The 17,320-nt window shown below is 60.9% G+C and carries 15 protein-coding genes; 6 read left to right on the forward strand and 9 right to left on the reverse strand.

The genetic code is table 11. The features are described from left to right. Both WC811_RS12580 and WC811_RS12585 read left to right on the forward strand, forming a co-directional pair. Positions 1–2,712 carry a DNA translocase FtsK 4TM domain-containing protein gene (locus WC811_RS12580; RefSeq protein WP_372645008.1) on the forward strand — a complete coding sequence of 904 codons (2,712 nt, stop codon included), beginning with the start codon at positions 1–3 and terminating at the stop codon, positions 2,710–2,712. Between the two features lie 203 nt (positions 2,713–2,915). Continuing rightward, positions 2,916–3,650 carry an outer membrane lipoprotein carrier protein LolA gene (locus tag WC811_RS12585; protein ID WP_372645010.1) on the forward strand — a complete coding sequence of 245 codons (735 nt, stop codon included), beginning with the start codon at positions 2,916–2,918 and terminating at the stop codon, positions 3,648–3,650. A gap of 344 nt (positions 3,651–3,994) precedes the next feature. On the opposite strand, the gene WC811_RS12590 is transcribed toward WC811_RS12585, so the two are convergent. Further along, positions 3,995–4,519, reverse strand: coding sequence for a cyclic nucleotide-binding domain-containing protein (locus tag WC811_RS12590; RefSeq protein WP_372645012.1), 525 nt, complete (start codon positions 4,517–4,519; stop codon positions 3,995–3,997). Positions 4,520–4,728: 209 nt separating this feature from the next. Beyond that, the gene (locus WC811_RS12595) at positions 4,729–5,415 is read right to left on the reverse strand and encodes a response regulator transcription factor (protein WP_372645014.1); all 687 of its coding nucleotides are present in this window, start codon (positions 5,413–5,415) and stop codon (positions 4,729–4,731) included. A 119-nt stretch (positions 5,416–5,534) separates the two neighbouring features. Between WC811_RS12595 and WC811_RS12600 the strand changes: the two genes are divergently transcribed. Then, positions 5,535–6,068: a L,D-transpeptidase gene (locus WC811_RS12600; protein WP_372645017.1), complete on the forward strand. Its 534-nt coding sequence runs from the start codon at positions 5,535–5,537 to the stop codon at positions 6,066–6,068. A gap of 125 nt (positions 6,069–6,193) precedes the next feature. On the opposite strand, the gene WC811_RS12605 is transcribed toward WC811_RS12600, so the two are convergent. From WC811_RS12605 to tesB, 3 genes are all read right to left on the reverse strand, one after another. After that, complete coding sequence (locus WC811_RS12605; RefSeq protein ID WP_372645019.1) at positions 6,194–7,678, reverse strand: ammonium transporter; 1,485 nt, start codon at positions 7,676–7,678, stop codon at positions 6,194–6,196. A 45-nt stretch (positions 7,679–7,723) separates the two neighbouring features. After that, on the reverse strand, positions 7,724–8,062 hold the full coding sequence (locus WC811_RS12610; protein ID WP_372645021.1) for a P-II family nitrogen regulator: 339 nt from the start codon (positions 8,060–8,062) through the stop codon (positions 7,724–7,726). Positions 8,063–8,293: 231 nt separating this feature from the next. Beyond that, positions 8,294–9,190, reverse strand: a complete 897-nt coding sequence (gene tesB, locus WC811_RS12615) for an acyl-CoA thioesterase II (RefSeq protein ID WP_372645024.1) — start codon at positions 9,188–9,190, stop codon at positions 8,294–8,296. Positions 9,191–9,302: 112 nt separating this feature from the next. Here tesB and WC811_RS12620 point away from each other — a divergent pair, with 112 nt between their 5' ends. Continuing rightward, entirely contained in the window at positions 9,303–10,526 is a 1,224-nt protein-coding gene (locus tag WC811_RS12620; protein WP_372645026.1) for an FAD-dependent monooxygenase, read from the forward strand. Here WC811_RS12620 and rimM read toward each other — a convergent pair whose 3' ends face one another. The 4 genes from rimM to WC811_RS12640 form a co-directional block, all read right to left on the reverse strand. Beyond that, entirely contained in the window at positions 10,527–11,105 is a 579-nt protein-coding gene (gene rimM, locus WC811_RS12625) for a ribosome maturation factor RimM (protein WP_372645028.1), read from the reverse strand. 538 nt (positions 11,106–11,643) lie between these two features. Continuing rightward, a complete protein-coding gene (gene rpsP, locus WC811_RS12630; protein ID WP_372645030.1) occupies positions 11,644–12,018 on the reverse strand; it encodes a 30S ribosomal protein S16 in 375 nt (124 codons plus the stop codon). Positions 12,019–12,061: 43 nt separating this feature from the next. Beyond that, complete coding sequence (gene ffh / locus WC811_RS12635) at positions 12,062–13,651, reverse strand: signal recognition particle protein (protein ID WP_372645032.1); 1,590 nt, start codon at positions 13,649–13,651, stop codon at positions 12,062–12,064. Between the two features lie 373 nt (positions 13,652–14,024). After that, on the reverse strand, positions 14,025–14,588 hold the full coding sequence (locus WC811_RS12640) for an acyloxyacyl hydrolase (RefSeq protein WP_372645035.1): 564 nt from the start codon (positions 14,586–14,588) through the stop codon (positions 14,025–14,027). A 536-nt stretch (positions 14,589–15,124) separates the two neighbouring features. On the opposite strand from WC811_RS12640, the gene dapF reads away from it, so the two are divergent. Both dapF and mtaB read left to right on the forward strand, forming a co-directional pair. Beyond that, positions 15,125–15,994 carry a diaminopimelate epimerase gene (dapF, locus tag WC811_RS12645; RefSeq protein WP_372645037.1) on the forward strand — a complete coding sequence of 290 codons (870 nt, stop codon included), beginning with the start codon at positions 15,125–15,127 and terminating at the stop codon, positions 15,992–15,994. A gap of 59 nt (positions 15,995–16,053) precedes the next feature. Beyond that, a complete protein-coding gene (gene mtaB / locus WC811_RS12650) occupies positions 16,054–17,316 on the forward strand; it encodes a tRNA (N(6)-L-threonylcarbamoyladenosine(37)-C(2))-methylthiotransferase MtaB (RefSeq protein WP_372645039.1) in 1,263 nt (420 codons plus the stop codon). Positions 17,317–17,320 lie beyond the last annotated feature (4 nt).

The following is a 17,320-nucleotide window of genomic DNA, read 5'->3' on the forward strand; positions in this document are numbered from 1 at the left end:
ATGTCGCTGGATACGCGAGGAATCGATCCTCAGCGGCTGTTGCCGCAATCAGTAGAGGACCGGCTGTTAAGCTGGCTAGGCCGTTTTGGCGGAGTGGTTCTGCTCGGCCTGACGCTGCTTATCTGGGCGAGCCTCGTCTCCTGGTCGGTGCTCGATCCCAGCCTGACCCACACGACGACAGCGCCCGCGAATAATTTCGCAGGGCCGGTCGGAGCGGTCATTTCAGATCTTCTGTTCCAGATGCTCGGTTTCGGCGCGGTGCTCGCGCTGGTCGCGCCGGTCGTTTGGGGCATCGAAATGCTTAGATCCGAGCGTGTCACCGATGGCCGCATCAAGCTTACGTTCTATCCGCTTTCCATCCTGGCGCTGACGGGTGCGATTTCAGCCCTGCCCGTCTTCGGCGGCTGGCCCTTGCGTCATGGCTACGGCGGCCTTTTGGGCGACGGCGTCTACCATCTCGCGCTCAAACTCTTTTCAATGCTGAACGACGAGCGGGCGCCTGTTGCGGCTGGCCTTGTGCTGCTGGCGGCTGCTGTTCAGACGTGCGGAAAGGCGGTCGGCTTCGAGGCTGAGGCGGTGATGAAGGCTTTGCTGCGGTCCCTGGGATCCGGTCTTCGCTACGCATCGAGCAAGCGACGACTCGACGACGCGGTGGCGGTTGGCTCGACACTGGTGGGTGGGGCGGAGCGCGTACGAAATAGCTGGTTCAAAAAGCGCGCGCCCGCTGGCGCTGCCGACGCTCAAACGACGTATCGGTCACTCGACGCGTTCGCCGGAGAGTCGACGCCGACCCTCGATCTCAATCCTGAGCGCACCGCGCGTCCGCGACATGCGGAACCTGATCAGTCTCCGGAGCCGCGGCACAGAACGCGCGAAGTCCGGCATGCTGCTTCGGAATTCGATCCCCACGTGGCGCACGATTTTCCGGACGAAGATGGACCTGAGACTTCCGCCACCGACTACATCGGTCACGGATTGGATTTCGATGAGTCGACCGAAGATTCGAGTCGCGCGATCGCCGCGCGTTTTGCCCCGGCCTCCGTGACCGCAGCCTTAGCGCGTGAGGCCGGTCCCGATCTCAAGATGCCGCCACCACCACCACTTCCGGCGCCGCCAAGAGTCGACGTCACCAAGACCTCTATTCCGAAATCAACCGTCGCGAATGCCTTGCTCTCCGGCATTGCTCGAACGCGCGCGCAGCCCGTTTGGAAGCGGCCGTCGCTCAATATGCTGAAGCGGCCGGGCGCGCAGAAGCCACACCCCGAGCTGTCGCAGACTGTCATGCGCGGCAACGCGCGGTTGCTCGAAGACGTGCTCGCGGATTTCGGCATCAAAGGCGAAGTAAAAGATATCCGGCCGGGTCCGGTCGTCACTCTCTATGAGTTGGAACCGTCGCGGGGGACCAAATCTTCGCGGGTCATCGGGCTCGCGGAAGACATCGCGCGCTCCATGAGCGTCGCGAGCGTGCGTGCCGCCATCGTCCCCGGACGTAACGCCATCGGTCTCGAATTGCCGAACGTGCGGCGCGAAACCGTGCTTCTCCGCGAAATTCTCGAAGCCGACGCTTTCAAATCGGACGCGACCGGTCTGCCTCTTGGGCTCGGTAAGTCGATCAGCGGCGATCCGGTTGTCGCCGACCTCGCGCGGATGCCGCATCTTCTTGTTGCGGGCACCACGGGCTCGGGCAAGTCGGTCGGCATCAATGCGATGGTGCTGTCGCTGCTTTACCGGCATTCGCCGGAAGATTGCCGCATGATCATGATTGATCCGAAGATGCTGGAGCTGTCGGTCTACAACGACATTCCGCATTTGCTGACACCAGTCGTCACCGATCCGCATAAAGCAGTCGCTGCGCTCAATTGGGCCGTGCGCGAAATGGAAGAGCGCTATAAGCGCATGGCCGCGCTATCGGTTCGCAACATCGACGTCTTCAACAATCGGGTACGCAACGCCAAGAAGCGTGGCGAGATGCTGTCGCGCACCGTGCAAACGGGTTTCGATAAGACTGGCGCGGCGCGGTTTGAAACGCAGAGTATGGATCTTGAGCCGCTGCCGCGGATCGTCATCATCGTCGATGAGTTCGCCGACCTTATGATCGTCGCGGGGCGCGAGGTGGAAGCTTCGGTGCAGCGTTTGGCACAGATGGCGCGAGCCGCCGGCATTCATCTCATCATGGCGACGCAGCGGCCTTCGGTTGACATCATCACGGGCACGATCAAGGCGAACTTCCCGACACGCATCTCGTTCAAGGTGACGTCGAAGATCGATAGCCGCACCATTCTCAACGAACAGGGCGCGGAGCAGCTGCTTGGTCAGGGCGACATGCTCTATTCGACGGGTGCGGGACAATTGGTCCGCGTTCATGGCGCGTACGTGTCGGACGAAGAGGTCGTGGCGTTTGCCGACGCTCTGAGGCGCGAAGCATCGCCGAAATATGTCGATGGTATTACGGACACCCCGCAGCCATCCGACGTCGCCACGGGCATTCGTGAAGCAAGTGACGACGATCTCTACGATCGCGCCGTTGCCATCGTTCTGAGGGATGGCAAAGCATCGACGAGCTACATCCAGCGCCGTCTTTCGATCGGCTACAACCGCGCGGCGGATCTGATCGAGCGGATGGAGCGCGAAGGGTTGATCTCAGCCGCAAACTCCGTCGGAAAGCGTGACATTCTGATCGCGCGCGGCGGCAATGCGGATGCTGCAGCCTGATCGCCACAGGTGGCCGTGAAGCTGAGGATAACCGCAGGTGAAATCCCTCCGGTTGCTTGCCTGTGACAAGCGATTGGCTTTACGCAACACAGAGCAACGACGTTCTGCCTAGTTCTGGACGCAATCTTTGTTGAAACGGTACTCAGCGTGAAAGGCCCCTTTCTCGGGCTTCGGGGCTGTGGGGGCCACGAATGGGACAAATCATGAGGCAATTTTTGCGTGGAGCCGCCATCGCGACGGCCTTTACGGTCGCGTTTTCAGGCGTCGCCACGGCTCAAGATCCTGACGGTCCGACGAACACCATCGTCAATCCGCCGGCGACCAAGCCTGCCGTCAACGGCTGGGCTGGACAAGTTGCTCCGGCAAACACTGATCAAGGCATTACGCTCGATCAGCATCAGACGCAGCTCGTAGATCAAGTCAGCGCGTATTTCGAATCTCTGCAGAATCTGAAGGGTTCGTTCGTTCAGACGGACGCCGAGAACAAGCGGATGAAGGGGAAGTTTTTCGTCAAGCGTCCCGGCCGGTTCCGCTTCGATTACGCTTTGCCATCGAAGCAGGTGATCGTTTCAGATGGCCAGAATCTTGCGATCCAAGATCTCGATCTCAACAACGAGGACCGCGTCTCGCTCGATCAGACGCCTTTCCGGCTTCTCCTTCGCAACGACGTCAATCTTATACGCGATGCGAAGATCTTGGAAGTTCAGCAATCGTCGGATCTCATCGTGCTGACGCTTGAGGACAAGGACCCGAATTCGCCGGGTCGCATCAAACTGTTCCTGGCGACCAAGCCGAACATCGAATTGAAAGAATGGGTGACGACGGACGCCCAGGGGCAGGACACCCGAATCCAGCTCTCGCAGCTCGTCAAAGCCGACGAACTCGATGGAAATTTGTTTAAAATTCAACCACTTTGGCCGAAGGGCGCCACACCTTAGGGAGTTTTTGCCGCCAAATCAGTCTGTTGCGCATTTGACGCGATGCAATACCCAACCTGTGGATAAGTTTGGTTAACTCTTCACGTTTTCGTGAGGAGGCTGCGCGGGGTCTATTGAATTTTCCCGGCTTGCGCTTAACTCATACACATGCAGGCGGCGTCACCCTGTATTCGGTAGTGCCCCCCGTCTAGCCGAAGACGCCGCCTCTGGTACCGGCTTCCCTCCCGGTGCCGAGCGCGACAAGCGCATAGCGCCCAGTTCCTCCCCCCGGAACTGGGCGCCCTCGTTTCTGGCCCCCAAAATCCGAAAAGATGATTCAGCTCTGCTTTGTCTTGCGACTCTCGTCAGCTTGCTTGCGCTGCGGCAGCCTGATCGGCGCGCGTCGGCGGAAGTTGCGGCGCAATCGTAGCGTCATCCACGCGCGTATCAATAGCTTTCAAATCTTTCGCCAACAGTTTTAAGCGCGAGATGATGCAGGCGCTAAAGTGTTGCGCCAATGCGGGATCGGATTCCATCAACTCGAGGATTCTTTGTCGCGTGAGACGCAAAGCTTTTACAGGTCCCTGGGCGATAATCGTCGTGGTGTGAATAAGCTCGATGAGCATCGCCAACTCAGCAATGAGCGCGCCTTCGGGAACAACCTCGCCGCGCGATTTCTGTGAGGTGTCGCCGTTATCATCGATGCGAACACAGTTGCCGGAGATGATGATGATCGCGGCGTCGCTCCGCTGATTTTCCGTGATGAGGGCATCGCCTGGCCGGTAGATGATGCGTTCCGCGCGGCGGACGATCTCCGTCAATTGCAGCGGAGTGAGGCCGCGAAAAAGCGGGAGTGCTAAAAGAGGTTTGACGAGGGCATCAATAGCCATCGTTTCGGACTCCAGATGACGGACGGCGTAAGAGTGCAGCCATTTATCGGCGATCTCGCGCAGCGCGTATGCGACTGCAAATTAGGTATCTGAATCGGTGCGTTCGTTGATACACGCGCGAAGACGCACGACAAAACGCGCTGTGGATGCTTTTTGAACAACTCTCAGAGTCGAAAGATTCACGTGAAAACGCGGACGATCCGTCGTGATCAGGGAGCGAGCTTGTAGCCGCCACTTTCGGTTATGAGGAGTTCGGCGTTGGAGGGGTCTTTCTCGATCTTCTGGCGCAAACGATAGATGTGGGTTTCGAGCGTGTGTGTCGTCACGCCGGCATTGTAACCCCAGACCTCATGCAACAGGACATCGCGCGAGACGACCTTGTCGCCGGAGCGATAGAGGTACTTGAGGATCGAGGTTTCCTTTTCCGTGAGCCGGATCTTGCTGCCGCTGTCATCGATCAAAAGTTTCGAGGCTGGCTTGAAGGTGTAATTGCCGATGGCGAAGACGGCGTCCTCGCTTTGCTCATGTTGTCGCAATTGCGCGCGAATGCGAGCGAGAAGGACTGCAAACTTGAAAGGCTTCAAGACGTAATCGTTGGCGCCGGCGTCAAGACCCAGAATCTGGTCGGCATCCGACGTATTACCGGTCAACATGACGATCGGAGTCTTGAACCCCGACTTTCGCAACATTTTCACCGCTTCGCGGCCGTCCATGTCGGGAAGGCCGACATCGAAGACGACCAAGTCGAAACGACCCGTCTTTGCGGCTTCCATGCCCTTGCTTGCAGTACCGGCTTCGGAAACTTCAAATTCATCGTGCAGGACGAGTTGATCTTTCAACGACGTACGCAGATCTTCATCGTCGTCGACGAGGAGGACCTTTCGGGCCGTGCTCATGGACGGGGACTCCAGTTTATTGCTCTTTTATCGTCGGACACTAGCATCGCCTGCGGCGGCAACATAGGGTTTCGAGCAAACGGACAAAAGGGAATGGCGGTTCGTTGGATGATGCGTCGATGAACCGACCCCGAAAGCCGGTGCTGATATTTGTCAGGGCGCTTTCTCAGGCGGCGCGGCGTGGCCGTTTGCAGGTTGGGGCATGGTCGGTGCCCTGTGCCCTCGGGCGCTCCGGAACCAAGGCTTTGAAGCGCGAAGGCGATGGCGCGACGCCGCGTGGCCGGTTTCCGGTGCGCTATGTCCTCTATCGGCCGGAGGCGGCGCGGCCGCGGTCGGTTTTGCCGGTGCGTCCCATACGCCGCGACGACGGGTGGTGCGATAGCTCACCGGACCGCAATTACAATCGTCCGGTTAAGCTGGCCTATCCGGCGAGCGCGGAGCACTTATGGCGCGCCGATGGGCTTTACGACGTCGTCGTCGTGCTCGGTTATAACGACGTGCCGCGCGTGCGGGGTCGAGGCAGCGCGATTTTTCTGCATATTGCGCGGAGAAATTTCGAACCAACAGAAGGATGCGTGGCGCTCCGTGCACGCGACCTGCGGCGGCTCGTTACGCATTTGCGGCCCCACAGCGAAATCATCATTCAAATTTGAGAAATAAAAAGGGCCCGAACGCTTTAAGCGCCGGGCCCAAGTGGAGCACGTCTAGGTGGAGACGCGTGCTCGGGAGATGAAAGTTGATCCCGCGGCCCTTGATCGAGCCGCGGGAAATTCGTGTCCTAGTAGTGGTAGGCGCTCTCGCCGTGATCGGTGATGTCGAGGCCTTCCCGCTCTTTCTCTTCCGACGGACGAAGACCGATGACGATATCGACCAGCTTGAAGAGGATTGCCGAGCCGATGCCGCTCCAGAGCAGCGTCGTGCCGACCATCTTGGCCTGTGCCGTCATCTGAGCGACCATGTCGTAAGTACCGGCAACCATCTCGCCCGGCTTCGAGGTGTAGTCGGCGATGCCCGCGCCACCCCATTCCGGGTTGACGAGGAGACCGGTGCCGAGCGCGCCGACGATGCCGCCGACGCAGTGGACGCCGAAGACGTCGAGGCTGTCGTCGTAGCCGAGAGCGCCCTTGATCGCCGAGCAGAAGAAGAAGCAGATCGGGCTGACGACGAGACCAAGGACGATAGAGCCCATGACACCGGCGAAGCCGCAAGCCGGCGTGATGGCAACGAGGCCAGCAACGACGCCTGAAGCAAGACCGAGAGCCGACGGCTTACCCTTGATGATCCACTCAACGATCATCCACGACAGAGCCGCAGCGCAGGTCGCGATGAAGGTGTTGATGAAGACCTGACCAGAGAACTGGTTGGCTTCGAGGCCCGAACCGACGTTGAAGCCGAACCAGCCCACCCACAGAAGGGCCGCGCCGATCATGCAGTTCACGAGCGAGTGCGGAGGCATCGCCTCTTTGCCATAGCCGAGGCGCGGTCCGAGGATCAGCGCGCCGACGAGGCCAGCGATACCAGCGTTGATGTGAACGACGGTGCCGCCTGCGAAGTCGAGAGCGCCCCATTTGAAGCCCATCCCGGCATCGGCCATGACGGCGTCGTATGCGGCCTGAGCGGCAGCCTTGCCATCGCCCGTTGCCGCAGCAAGCGCCTTAGCAGCGTTGCCGAAAGCGTCCGGACCACCCCAGTACCAAACCATGTGGGCGATCGGGAAGTAGATCAACGTAACCCAGAGGGCCATGAACACCAGCATCGCAGAAAACTTCAAACGCTCGGCGACGGCGCCGAGGATGAGGCCTGGCGTGATGCAAGCGAACGTCATCTGGAAGACGATGTACACGTATTCAGGAATGTACACGCCGTTCGAGAAGGTTGCCGCAAGGGTTGTCGAGTCGACGCCCTTCAGGAATACCTTCGAGAAGCCGCCGACGTAATCGTTCAGCGCGCCGCCGTTGGTGAACGCCATCGAGTAGCCGTAGAGTACCCAGATGATGCCGACGAGGCAGAGTGTTGCGAAAACCTGCATGAACATCGACAGCATGTTCTTGGTGCGGACGAGGCCGCCGTAGAACAGTGCAAGGCCCGGAACGGTCATCAGAAGAACCAGGACCGAAGCGATGTACATGAATGTGGTGTCGGCTTTATTGGGTACCGGCGGCGGCGGTGCCGCCGTTTGGGCGAGCGCCGGATCAACAATAAGCGCAACGGCGCCGAGGGCCCCCACGACCCCTGCGTACTGCGCTATCTTTCGAAACTCCATTTGGACTGCTCCCTGATTGACTTACGAAAAGCGAAACGTGTGTGCTTAGAGCGCGTCGTCGTCCGACTCGCCGGTGCGGATGCGGACGGTGTGCTCGATCGAGGAAACGAAAATCTTGCCGTCGCCGATCTGGCCGGTTTTCGCGGCGCGCTGAATGGCGGCGAGTGCCTTATCGACCTGGGCTCCAGGAACGACGACTTCGATCTTGATCTTGGGCAGAAAGCTCACGGCGTATTCAGCGCCACGGTAGATTTCCGTGTGGCCCTTCTGACGGCCGTAGCCTTTGACTTCCGTGACGGTCATGCCTTGAAGGCCGAGGTCGGTCAGCGCTGAGCGAACCTCCTCGAGCTTGAAAGGCTTGATTACCGCGGTAATGAGCTTCATGGGGCCCCCTTTTCTCTTTTGACCGGTTGTGACCGGGTGCTCGACAAAACAGTCTCCACCCCCAACGCCGGGACGCAGACTTCGCGTATCAGGAGTCAAGACGCGTGCCAGTTTGGAATCGCGTGCTCAACACCTTGATTAGACAACGGAAAGTTTACACCTGACCGATATTTATGCGGTTCCAGCCTACAAAATAAGCACGAAAATTGTGCATTTTGGAAATTTTGACCGCTATTTGAGCAGGAATGCGGTTTCTCTGGGGCGCATGAGGCCTTCCTGCACCGTCGAGGCCACAAGGCGTCCCTGGCGATCGAACACCGCTCCACGGCAGTAGGCGCGCGCTGCCGACGCGCTGGGGCTGTCCTGGGTGTAGAGCAGCCAGTCGTCAGCCCGGAATGGACGGTGGAACCACATGGCGTGGTCCAGGCTCGCAAGCTGGACATCGGCGTCGAACAGCAGCTTGCCGTGGGCGATGAGCGCGGTATCGAGAAGGGTGAAGTCCGAGGCATAAGCCAGGACGGCTTGGTGGATATACGGCTGGTCGCCCAGGGGGCCATTCGACTTGAGCCAAATCGACTGCTTCGGCGCCCTCGGCTCCCGGCTCATGTAGCGGGATGCGTCGACAATACGGACGTCGATCGGCCGCTCCCGGCGCCAGTACGCGCGCATGCTCTCCGGAAGATCGGTCGTGGCGGCGCTCAGGAGGTCGCTGACGCCCGGAAGCGCTTCGGGCGGCGGGACGTCAGGCATCTCCGATTGGTGCTCGTAGCCCGCCTCCTGCTTTTGAAACGAGGCGCTCATTGCGAAGATGGGGCGCCCGTGCTGGACGGCTCGGACGCGACGGGTCGTGAAGCTGCCGCCGTCACGAAGGCGTTCGACGTCGTAGACGATCTCGTGCTCAGGATCGCCCGCGAGCAGGAAGTAAGCGTGCAGCGAATGGATCGGACGACTCTCGTCGACGGTTAACGCCGCCGCGACCACCGCCTGTCCAAGTACAAGGCCGCCGTAAACACGTTGCCAGCCTTCGCTTGCCCGAGGGCCGCGGAACAGGTTGTCTTCGAGCCGCTCCAAAGTCAGGGTCTGGAGAAGCTTTTCGAGGGCTGCATGCGGCTGGGGCGAAGCTGTCATGGGCAAACTTTCAGGCTATAAGGGGATGGAAAGCCCGACCTTTTTAGGCTGTCGCGATGGGCGGGCAAAGCAAATCAGAGCAGCGGCGGGTAGCAGTCGATCGATGCCGAAAATGAACTTCGATGTGGCGATTGTCGGCGGAAGCTTTGCGGGGCTTGCGGTGGCGCGCGGGCTGACGCAGGCGCTTGGTCCTGATATTCGGCTCGCGGTGATCGACCGCGCCGTGCCGGCGATCGAGCACGGCCAGGACAGCCGCGCCTTTGCGATCTGGGCCGGGACCCAGAAAATTCTCGACGGTCTCGGGGCGTGGGACGCGATCCGCGACGACGCCGAGACCGTCACGGCGATTGAAATTTCGGATTCGAGGCTCGACGATGCCTTCCGGCCCGCGCTCGTCACCTATGACGCGCGGACGGATGACGGCTCTCCGGCTGCTTACATCGTGCCGGCGGCGTCGCTCGCGGCTGCGCTTTACCGGTCGGTCGCGGACGATCCGGCGGTGACGTGGTTCGCTCCGGCGGAGATCGAAAGCCCGCGTTGGGACGAAACCGCAAGCGAGCTGACGCTGCGTGACGGCAGGACAGTCACAGCGGCACTGACGATCGCCGCCGACGGGCGACAGTCGAAATTGAGGGACGCCGTTGGCATCAAGACTGTCGGTTGGTCCTATCCGCAGACGGGCATCGTCGCGCGGGTGAAATTCGATCAGCCGCACGGGGGCGTCGCGATCCAGCATTTCCTGCCAGGCGGGCCGTTCGCGATCCTGCCGCTCGCGCATGATCGCGCCTGCATCACTTGGAGCGCCGACAACGAAGAAGCGGCGCGCATGATTGCGCTCGATGATGAAAGCTTTCTCGGTGAACTCGATCGCCGGATCGGCGGCCGCTTCGGGGCGATCACGCTCGACGGGCCTCGGCAATCGTGGCCGCTCGATTTGCGTTTGCCGCGCCGGTTGATCGCGCCGAGGTTCGCGTTGGTCGGGGACGCGGCGCATGGCGTGCACCCGATCGCGGGACAGGGCGTCAATCTGGCGCTTCGCGACGCGGCCGCGATGATCGAGATTTTGGCGGATGCCGGACGCATCGGGCTCGACTTCGGCAACGGTACGCATCTTGAGAACTATCAGCGGTGGCGCCGGTTCGACTCGATGATGTCTGCAACGCTGTACGACGGCCTCAATCGCACCTTCGCCGTCGATAGCATGGTTATGCGTGCGGGCCGGGGCGTTGCGCTCGGCATGCTCGACCGTCTCCCGAGCCTAAAGGAAATGATCATCGCCGAAGCGGCGGGCGTCACTGGCGATTTGCCGAAGCTCGCGCGTGGCCTCCCGGTCTAACTAGCTTTCGGCCCCATCTTCATCCTCTTCCGGTGGTGCGTCGTCATCACCGTCGACGGTTACGATCGGCCGGTTGATGACGAGCAAGCCAGCTTCGACATCGACGCTCGGCACGAAGCGGTCTTCGAAGGGAATGAATTCCGTCTCGCCTTCGAGCGGCTTCAGTTCGAGAAGATCTCCGGCGCCGAAGTTGCGCACGGCGATGATCTTTCCCAAGGCGCTGCCGTCGCCCGCCACCGCGCGAAGACCGATAAGATCGGCGTGGTAGAATTCGGCTTCGCCGGTCGCGGGAAGTTTGGCGCGGTCGATGTAAAGCCTCGTACCGCGCATCGGTTCGGCGCCGTTGCGGTCTTCGATGCCGGCGACACGCGCGACGACGCCTTTGCTGGTTACGCGCACGATCCGAAGCCGGAAGCTTTTTTGGCCGCTCGCATCGGTCAGCGGTCCGTAAGCGGCGATGGCCTCGGGCGTTTCGGTGTAAGTGCGAACAAGCAGATCCCCGCGGATGCCGTGAGCGCCGGTTATTTCGCCGACGAGGATACGGTGCGGCTTTTCAGGAGATGGGTTTTCATTTGACATGGACGACTTGATGGCTCGCATCGGTCACGGGGGCAAGGGGCCTAGATAGGTAATTGCTATGTCGATCGGCCTGCCGCCGACGCAAACCGTCACGTTTTGAGATCGCGCCAGGGGGTCGACCTCGCCGGTGATGGGAACGCGGATGCTTGGATCTCTTATCGTGGCGCAGCGCCACGAAAGGTGTTTGAGCGGGATTTCGTAAGTGCCTTTCAGGACAGACATGAGAACTGTGCGCTTCCGCTGCGTCCAAAGCCGGCCGGTGTAGACGCGCCCCTCGGGGTCGGCGCCGAACAGACGGCCGCCGCGGCATACCAAAATGAGTCGGTTGGTTGCAGTTGCAGGTCGCCTCGATTTGACCCGTGTGATCTCAAAAAGGCCGTCGACGGTCACTTTCTCGTACAATTTCGCACCCTCGATCCAATCCACGCTTAAGGGTCGAAAGCGCTCCAAGACTTGGGCCAGTCGGATCTGCAACAAAAAAACCTCTCAGGGCGGCTGCGCCCTGAGAGGTTTTGTTTTCGTGCGGTCGCGATGAAGCTTACGCCTGCTCGCCCTGGGCGGCGGCTTCGGCAGCCTTGGCAGCCTTCTCGGCAGCGGCGGCGGTGCGCTCCTGAGCCTTTTTCTTCGGCTTCGCCTTTTCCGGATTGTTGCCGGGCGTGCGCTTCGCAAGGCCCGTGATGTCAAGCAAGCGGAGGACGCGGTCGGTTGGCTGGGCGCCGACGCCGAGCCAGTGCTTCACGCGATCCTCGCTGAGCTTCACGCGGTTCGGATCGTCCTTCTTGAGCATCGGATCGAAGGTGCCGATCTGCTCGATGTAGCGGCCGTCGCGGGGGCTCGTGCCGTGGGCAACGACGACGTAGTAATACGGACGCTTCTTCGCGCCACCGCGCGACAAACGAATTTTTACCGACATGTTCTTTTTCTCCTGTTCAAATCGAATGGTGTGTTGAGGGGGGTTATCTTTTCTTTCCTGGGAGTCCGGGGAATTTCGGCATTCCGCCTCCGAGACCCGGCAAGCCTTTTGGAGGTCCACCGCCGAGTCCGGGAAGACCGCGGGTAAATCCCGGCGGCAATGAAGGTGTGCCGCCAGCAGGTGCGGACGCACCTTTGATGAGTTGTTCCTTGAGATCGTCGGGAAGTTGTTCGAGGGCTTTTGGATCGAGTTTCGCAAGCTCGGCCTGCATCGACTGAATTTCGGCTTCGGAAGGGCCCGCGCCGGTGCGGCCGAGGAATTTGTTCAACATGCCACCGTTGCGGCCCATCGACTTCATCATGTCCGCCATCTGGCGGTGCATCTTGAGAAGCTTGTTGATCTCCTCGACCTTGGCGCCGGCGCCGGATGCGATACGGCGCTTTCGTCTGGCGTCCAGGATCTTCGGGTTGCGTCGCTCTTTCGGTGTCATCGACGAGATGATTGCACGCTGATGCACGAGACTCTTGTCGAGACCGGCTTCGTTGATCTGGCCTTTGATTTTGGCGACGCCCGGAAGCATGCCAAGCACTCCGCCCATGCCACCGAGCTTCTGCATCTGCTGAAGCTGATCGGACAAGTCTTCGAGGTCGAACGACCCCTTCTTCATCTTCTCGGCGATCTTCGTCGCTTTTTCGACGTCGATCGTCTGCGCGGCCTTCTCGACGAGTGAGACGACGTCGCCCATGCCGAGAATGCGGGACGCAATCCGTTGAGGATGGAAATCTTCGAGGGCGTCCCACTTTTCGCCGACGCCGATGAGCTTGATCGGTTTGCCGGTTACGGCGCGCATCGAGAGCGCGGCGCCGCCACGGCCGTCGCCGTCGGCGCGGGTCAGCACGATGCCCGTGACGCCGATGTGGCCGTCAAAAGCTTTCGCGGTGTTGACCGCGTCCTGGCCGGTCAGCGCGTCGGCGACGAGCAAAACTTCATGGGGATGGATCGCGGCTTTGACGTCGCGGACTTCATCCATCAATTCTTCGTCGATCGTGACGCGGCCGGCGGTATCGTAGATGACGACGTCGTAGCCGCCGAGCTTGCCGGCATCTTCCGCGCGGCGCGCGATCTGTAGCGGCGTCTGTCCGGCGATGATCGGCAGCGTTGCGACACCGGTCTGTTCGCCGAGGACGCGAAGCTGCTCTTGCGCGGCTGGGCGGCGGGTGTCGAGCGACGCCATCAGCACTTTTTTGCGGTCGCGGTTCGTCAGGCGGTAGGCGATCTTGGCCGTCGTCGTCGTCTTGCCCGAACCTTGGAGGCCGACCATCAGGATGCCGACGGGCGGGGCGGCGTGCAGGTCGATCGGCTGGGCGTCGGATCCCAGCATCGCGGTGAGTTCGTCGTTGACGATCTTGACGACCATCTGGCCGGGCGTGACGGAGCGGAGGACCTCGGCGCCGACGGCCTTGGCTTTGACCTTCTCGGTGAAGTCTTTGACGACATCGAGCGCGACGTCGGCTTCGAGCAGCGCGCGGCGAACTTCGCGCATCGCCTCGACGACGTCGCTTTCGGTCAGCGCGCCGCGACGGGTGAGCTTGTCGAGGACGCCGGAGAGGCGTTCTGTGAGACTTTGAAACATCCCGACCGTTCGTTTGCCGGATCACCGGCGCCAATCCTAAATTCCTTCACCCCGGCGCAGGCCGGGGCCCAGTCAAACTTGCGTCGGGTTTGCTTTGTCTGGATCCCGGCCTTCGCCGGGATGACGAAGACATGGGGTCGGCAGCGCAAAGCACAAACGCACCCGGGAGCGCCACGCGCTGCCGGATGTTAACCCCCCTGCCTCCCGGTCTTTTCGCGAAAAGAGGCCATGTGCAGGGCGGCGGCTCTGAGGTCAGGGCCGTCGGAATGGCGTGGGTATGGGGGAAAGGGGCGGGAAAGTCAACTTTGATGGCTGCGGCTACTCCGCTGCGCGGAGTCGGGCGCATGCGCTTGAGGACGACGGAAATGGTTTGCTAAAACCGGTAGCCGTAGCGGACGCCGATGCGGTCCATGCCTTCGTTGTATTTCTGGGTGTAGGCGTTCGACATGTGCTCGAAGTAGACGGAGACGTCGTTGTGCTCGTCGAGGTGGTATCCGACTTCCATCGGGATATGAAAGAGCACTCTGGAACCCAGCCATTTCCTGTCGGGATCGGAGCCTTCGCCGCCGATTTCGCCGTCATGGATGGCCGCGCCCAGGCCTAGGCCGAAAAACAGTCCGGACGGGCAATCGCCCTGCCAGCGGGCGTCGATATAGCCGTCGCTCGTTTGTCCGCGGGTGTTGATCGAGCCGCCGATAACGGGGCGGATAACTCCCCAGGGGAGCGCCCAGGCAGCCTTGAACTGGGCTTCGATGTTGATGTCGACGGCGTTGTGCTCGACCTGGAAGCCGCTCCAGAGATCGGGAACGTCGTGAGCCAGGGCGCCGATTTTCAGGGCGTACAGCATATCGTCGGCGGACGCGCCGGAACTCGCGGCACCAAGCGCAATGAGGGCGGCAAAGCCAGCCACAGCAACGGCGCGCGCGAAACTCGTCATTCGGAAAGCTGCCCCCGGGCCTGGAAGCGCAAGCTGTGCGCCGATTTTCGACCTACGGCAAGGCAGGGCAACGGAATTTCCGGCGGGCTTGCGCGCTCGTCACACCGGCCGATCAGCCTAGTTGGCGGTCTCGTTAACGAAAGGGCGGCTTTATCGGGCGCCGGAGTTTTTCGTTTGCCGGCCCCAGGCGCGGGCCATTCGGAACACACGGCGCTCGTAAGCTCGTTCGTCCGGGGTCAAGCAGATGCAACCATAGCAGTAACAGGGGCGGGCGCGGGCGAAGGCAAGGCGGAAAAGCAAAGGAGTCGACGGACTTTGCGCCATTGAAATCTCTTCGGGATGGGAACGATGCCTGCCAAAAAATGCGAGACGAAGCCAATCGCCGATCTTAACGGCCGATCAAGGACGTTTGTTCCGTATAGAGGACAAGTTGAGGACATGGATTGAGCGCTGTCAAAGGCGTCTTACGGGCGTCATAGGGAAGCTCGGACGCGTTCGGAATTGTCATTTTTCCCGGTTCTCGCCATATAGCGATCATGGATACGGCGACCTCTCTCCCATTTCTGAAGATGAACGGCCTCGGCAACGAGATCGTCGTTGTTGATTTGCGGAACAGTTCCAAGACGTTCACGCCGGAAGAGGTAACGGCCATCGCGGCCGATCGGATGTCCCGGTTCGATCAGATGATGGTCTTGCATGCGCCACGGACCGGCGGCACGGAGTCTTATGTCCGGATTTATAACGCCGATGGCTCGGAAGCTGGGGCCTGCGGCAACGGTATGCGCTGTGTCGGCTGGTTTTTGTCGGAGGGCGGCGCCCGCACCCGCTTCCTGGTCGAGACGCGGGCCGGCGTGCTCGATACGGTTGTTCGCGATCAGACGTCGATCACGGTCGATATGGGGGAACCCAAGTTCGGCTGGCAGGATATCCCGCTCTCGGAGGAGTTTCGCGATACGCGGGCCATCGAATTGCAGGTCGGCCCGATCGATGAGCCGGTTCTGCATTCGCCGTCGGTCGTCAATGTCGGCAATCCGCATGCGGTGTTCTGGGTCGATGACATCGAGGCCTATGATCTCGGCCGGTTCGGGCCGCTGCTTGAAAATCATCCGATTTTTCCCGAGCGCGCGAACATCTCGCTGGCGCAGGTGACGTCGGATGCTTCGATCCTTCTGCGAACCTGGGAACGCGGAGCGGGCTTGACGCTCGCCTGCGGATCGGCGGCATGCGCTGCGGCTGTCTGCGCGGCGCGCAAGAAGCTGACGGGGCGCAAGGTTGAAGTGACGCTGCCGGGTGGTGTCCTCGGGATCGAGTGGGCCGAGAACAATCACATTCTCATGACAGGCCCCGTCGAGTTCGAATACGAGGGTGCCATCGATTTTTCCAAGCTAGCGACAGTGTCTGTCTAGTGCGGTCGGCCAAAGGCGGCTAAGTGGACGCTTTTCGAGAAAAGAAGACGATCGCGTTCATGTCCGAACCTCAGGTGATCACGCTTGGTTGCAGGCTCAATACGTATGAGTCCGAGGTTATGCGCCGTCATGCGCGCGAAGCGGGACTCGACGATGCGATCATCGTCAATACGTGCGCGGTTACGGGCGAAGCTGTTCGCCAGGCGGCGCAGATGGTTCGCCGGCTTCGGCGCGAGAGGCCCGATGCGCGCATCATCGTGACAGGATGCGCGGCGCAGATCGAGCCCGAGCGCTTCGCCGACATGCCCGAGGTCGATCATGTCATCGGCAATGCCGAGAAGATGAAGGCCGAGACGTTCGCCGGGCTATCGATCGCGGACGTCGAGCGCGTGCAAGTCAATGACATCATGAGCGTTCGCGAAACCGCGTCGCATATGCTCGACGGATTTGAATCGCATACGCGCGCGTATCTGCAGATTCAAAATGGTTGCGATCACCGCTGCACGTTTTGCGTCATTCCCTATGGACGCGGTCCGTCGCGGTCGGTCGCGGCGGGTGAGATCGTCACGCAGGTTCGGACGCTCGTCGAGAAAGGCTATGCAGAGGCCGTGCTGACGGGCGTCGACATCACGTCGTACGGCCGCGATCTACCCGGCGGGGCGACGCTTGGAAAGCTCGTGCGGCAAGTGCTGAAGCATGTCCCTGAGCTCAAGCGCTTGCGGCTGTCGTCGATCGATCAGGTCGAGGCCGATGAAGATTTGATGATCGCGCTGCGGGACGAGGAACGTCTGATGCCGCATTTGCATTTGTCGTTGCAGGCGGGAGACGATCTGACGTTGAAGCGTATGAAGCGGCGGCATTTGCGTTCTGACGCCATCGCGTTTTGCGAGACGGCGCGCGCGCTTCGGCCGGATGTGGTGTTCGGCGCCGATTTGATCGCGGGATTTCCGACCGAAACCGACGACATGTTCGAGAGTTCCTATCGTATCGTCGATGAGTGCGGTCTCACGTATCTCCATGTTTTTCCATTTTCAGCGCGGCGCGGGACGCCGGCTGCGCGCATGCCGCAAGTCGGCGGGACGATCATCAAGGAACGCGCTGCAAGATTGCGCGAAAAAGGAACCACAGTGCTCGCTTCGTATCTCGAGTCTCAATGCGGCAGGGCCGTCGACGTTCTGGTCGAGAACGGCGGTAAGGGACGAACGCCGCAGTTTGCCGAAGTCGTGTTTCAGGGGATGATCTCGCACGTCAGGGGTGACGTGGTGCGGACGCACATCACGAGCGCGGATTCGCAGCGTCTCGTCGGCGAGGCTTGCGCGTGAGCGA

This window comes from Hyphomicrobium sp. (assembly GCF_041659645.1).
In the GTDB taxonomy this organism is placed as follows: domain Bacteria; phylum Pseudomonadota; class Alphaproteobacteria; order Rhizobiales; family Hyphomicrobiaceae; genus Hyphomicrobium_B.

Coding starts and splice junctions, on each gene's coding strand:
- WC811_RS12580 (WP_372645008.1), top strand. CDS start 1: ATGTCGCTGGATACGCGAGGAATCGATCCTCAGCGGCTGTTGCCGCAA.
- WC811_RS12610 (WP_372645021.1), bottom strand. CDS start 8,062: ATGAAGCTCATTACCGCGGTAATCAAGCCTTTCAAGCTCGAGGAGGTT.
- WC811_RS12620 (WP_372645026.1), top strand. CDS start 9,303: ATGAACTTCGATGTGGCGATTGTCGGCGGAAGCTTTGCGGGGCTTGCG.
- rpsP (WP_372645030.1), bottom strand. CDS start 12,018: ATGTCGGTAAAAATTCGTTTGTCGCGCGGTGGCGCGAAGAAGCGTCCG.
- WC811_RS12605 (WP_372645019.1), bottom strand. CDS start 7,678: ATGGAGTTTCGAAAGATAGCGCAGTACGCAGGGGTCGTGGGGGCCCTC.
- tesB (WP_372645024.1), bottom strand. CDS start 9,190: ATGACAGCTTCGCCCCAGCCGCATGCAGCCCTCGAAAAGCTTCTCCAG.
- WC811_RS12595 (WP_372645014.1), bottom strand. CDS start 5,415: ATGAGCACGGCCCGAAAGGTCCTCCTCGTCGACGACGATGAAGATCTG.
- rimM (WP_372645028.1), bottom strand. CDS start 11,105: ATGTCAAATGAAAACCCATCTCCTGAAAAGCCGCACCGTATCCTCGTC.
- WC811_RS12590 (WP_372645012.1), bottom strand. CDS start 4,519: ATGGCTATTGATGCCCTCGTCAAACCTCTTTTAGCACTCCCGCTTTTT.
- WC811_RS12600 (WP_372645017.1), top strand. CDS start 5,535: ATGAACCGACCCCGAAAGCCGGTGCTGATATTTGTCAGGGCGCTTTCT.
- WC811_RS12640 (WP_372645035.1), bottom strand. CDS start 14,588: ATGACGAGTTTCGCGCGCGCCGTTGCTGTGGCTGGCTTTGCCGCCCTC.
- WC811_RS12585 (WP_372645010.1), top strand. CDS start 2,916: ATGAGGCAATTTTTGCGTGGAGCCGCCATCGCGACGGCCTTTACGGTC.
- dapF (WP_372645037.1), top strand. CDS start 15,125: ATGGATACGGCGACCTCTCTCCCATTTCTGAAGATGAACGGCCTCGGC.
- ffh (WP_372645032.1), bottom strand. CDS start 13,651: ATGTTTCAAAGTCTCACAGAACGCCTCTCCGGCGTCCTCGACAAGCTC.
- mtaB (WP_372645039.1), top strand. CDS start 16,054: ATGTCCGAACCTCAGGTGATCACGCTTGGTTGCAGGCTCAATACGTAT.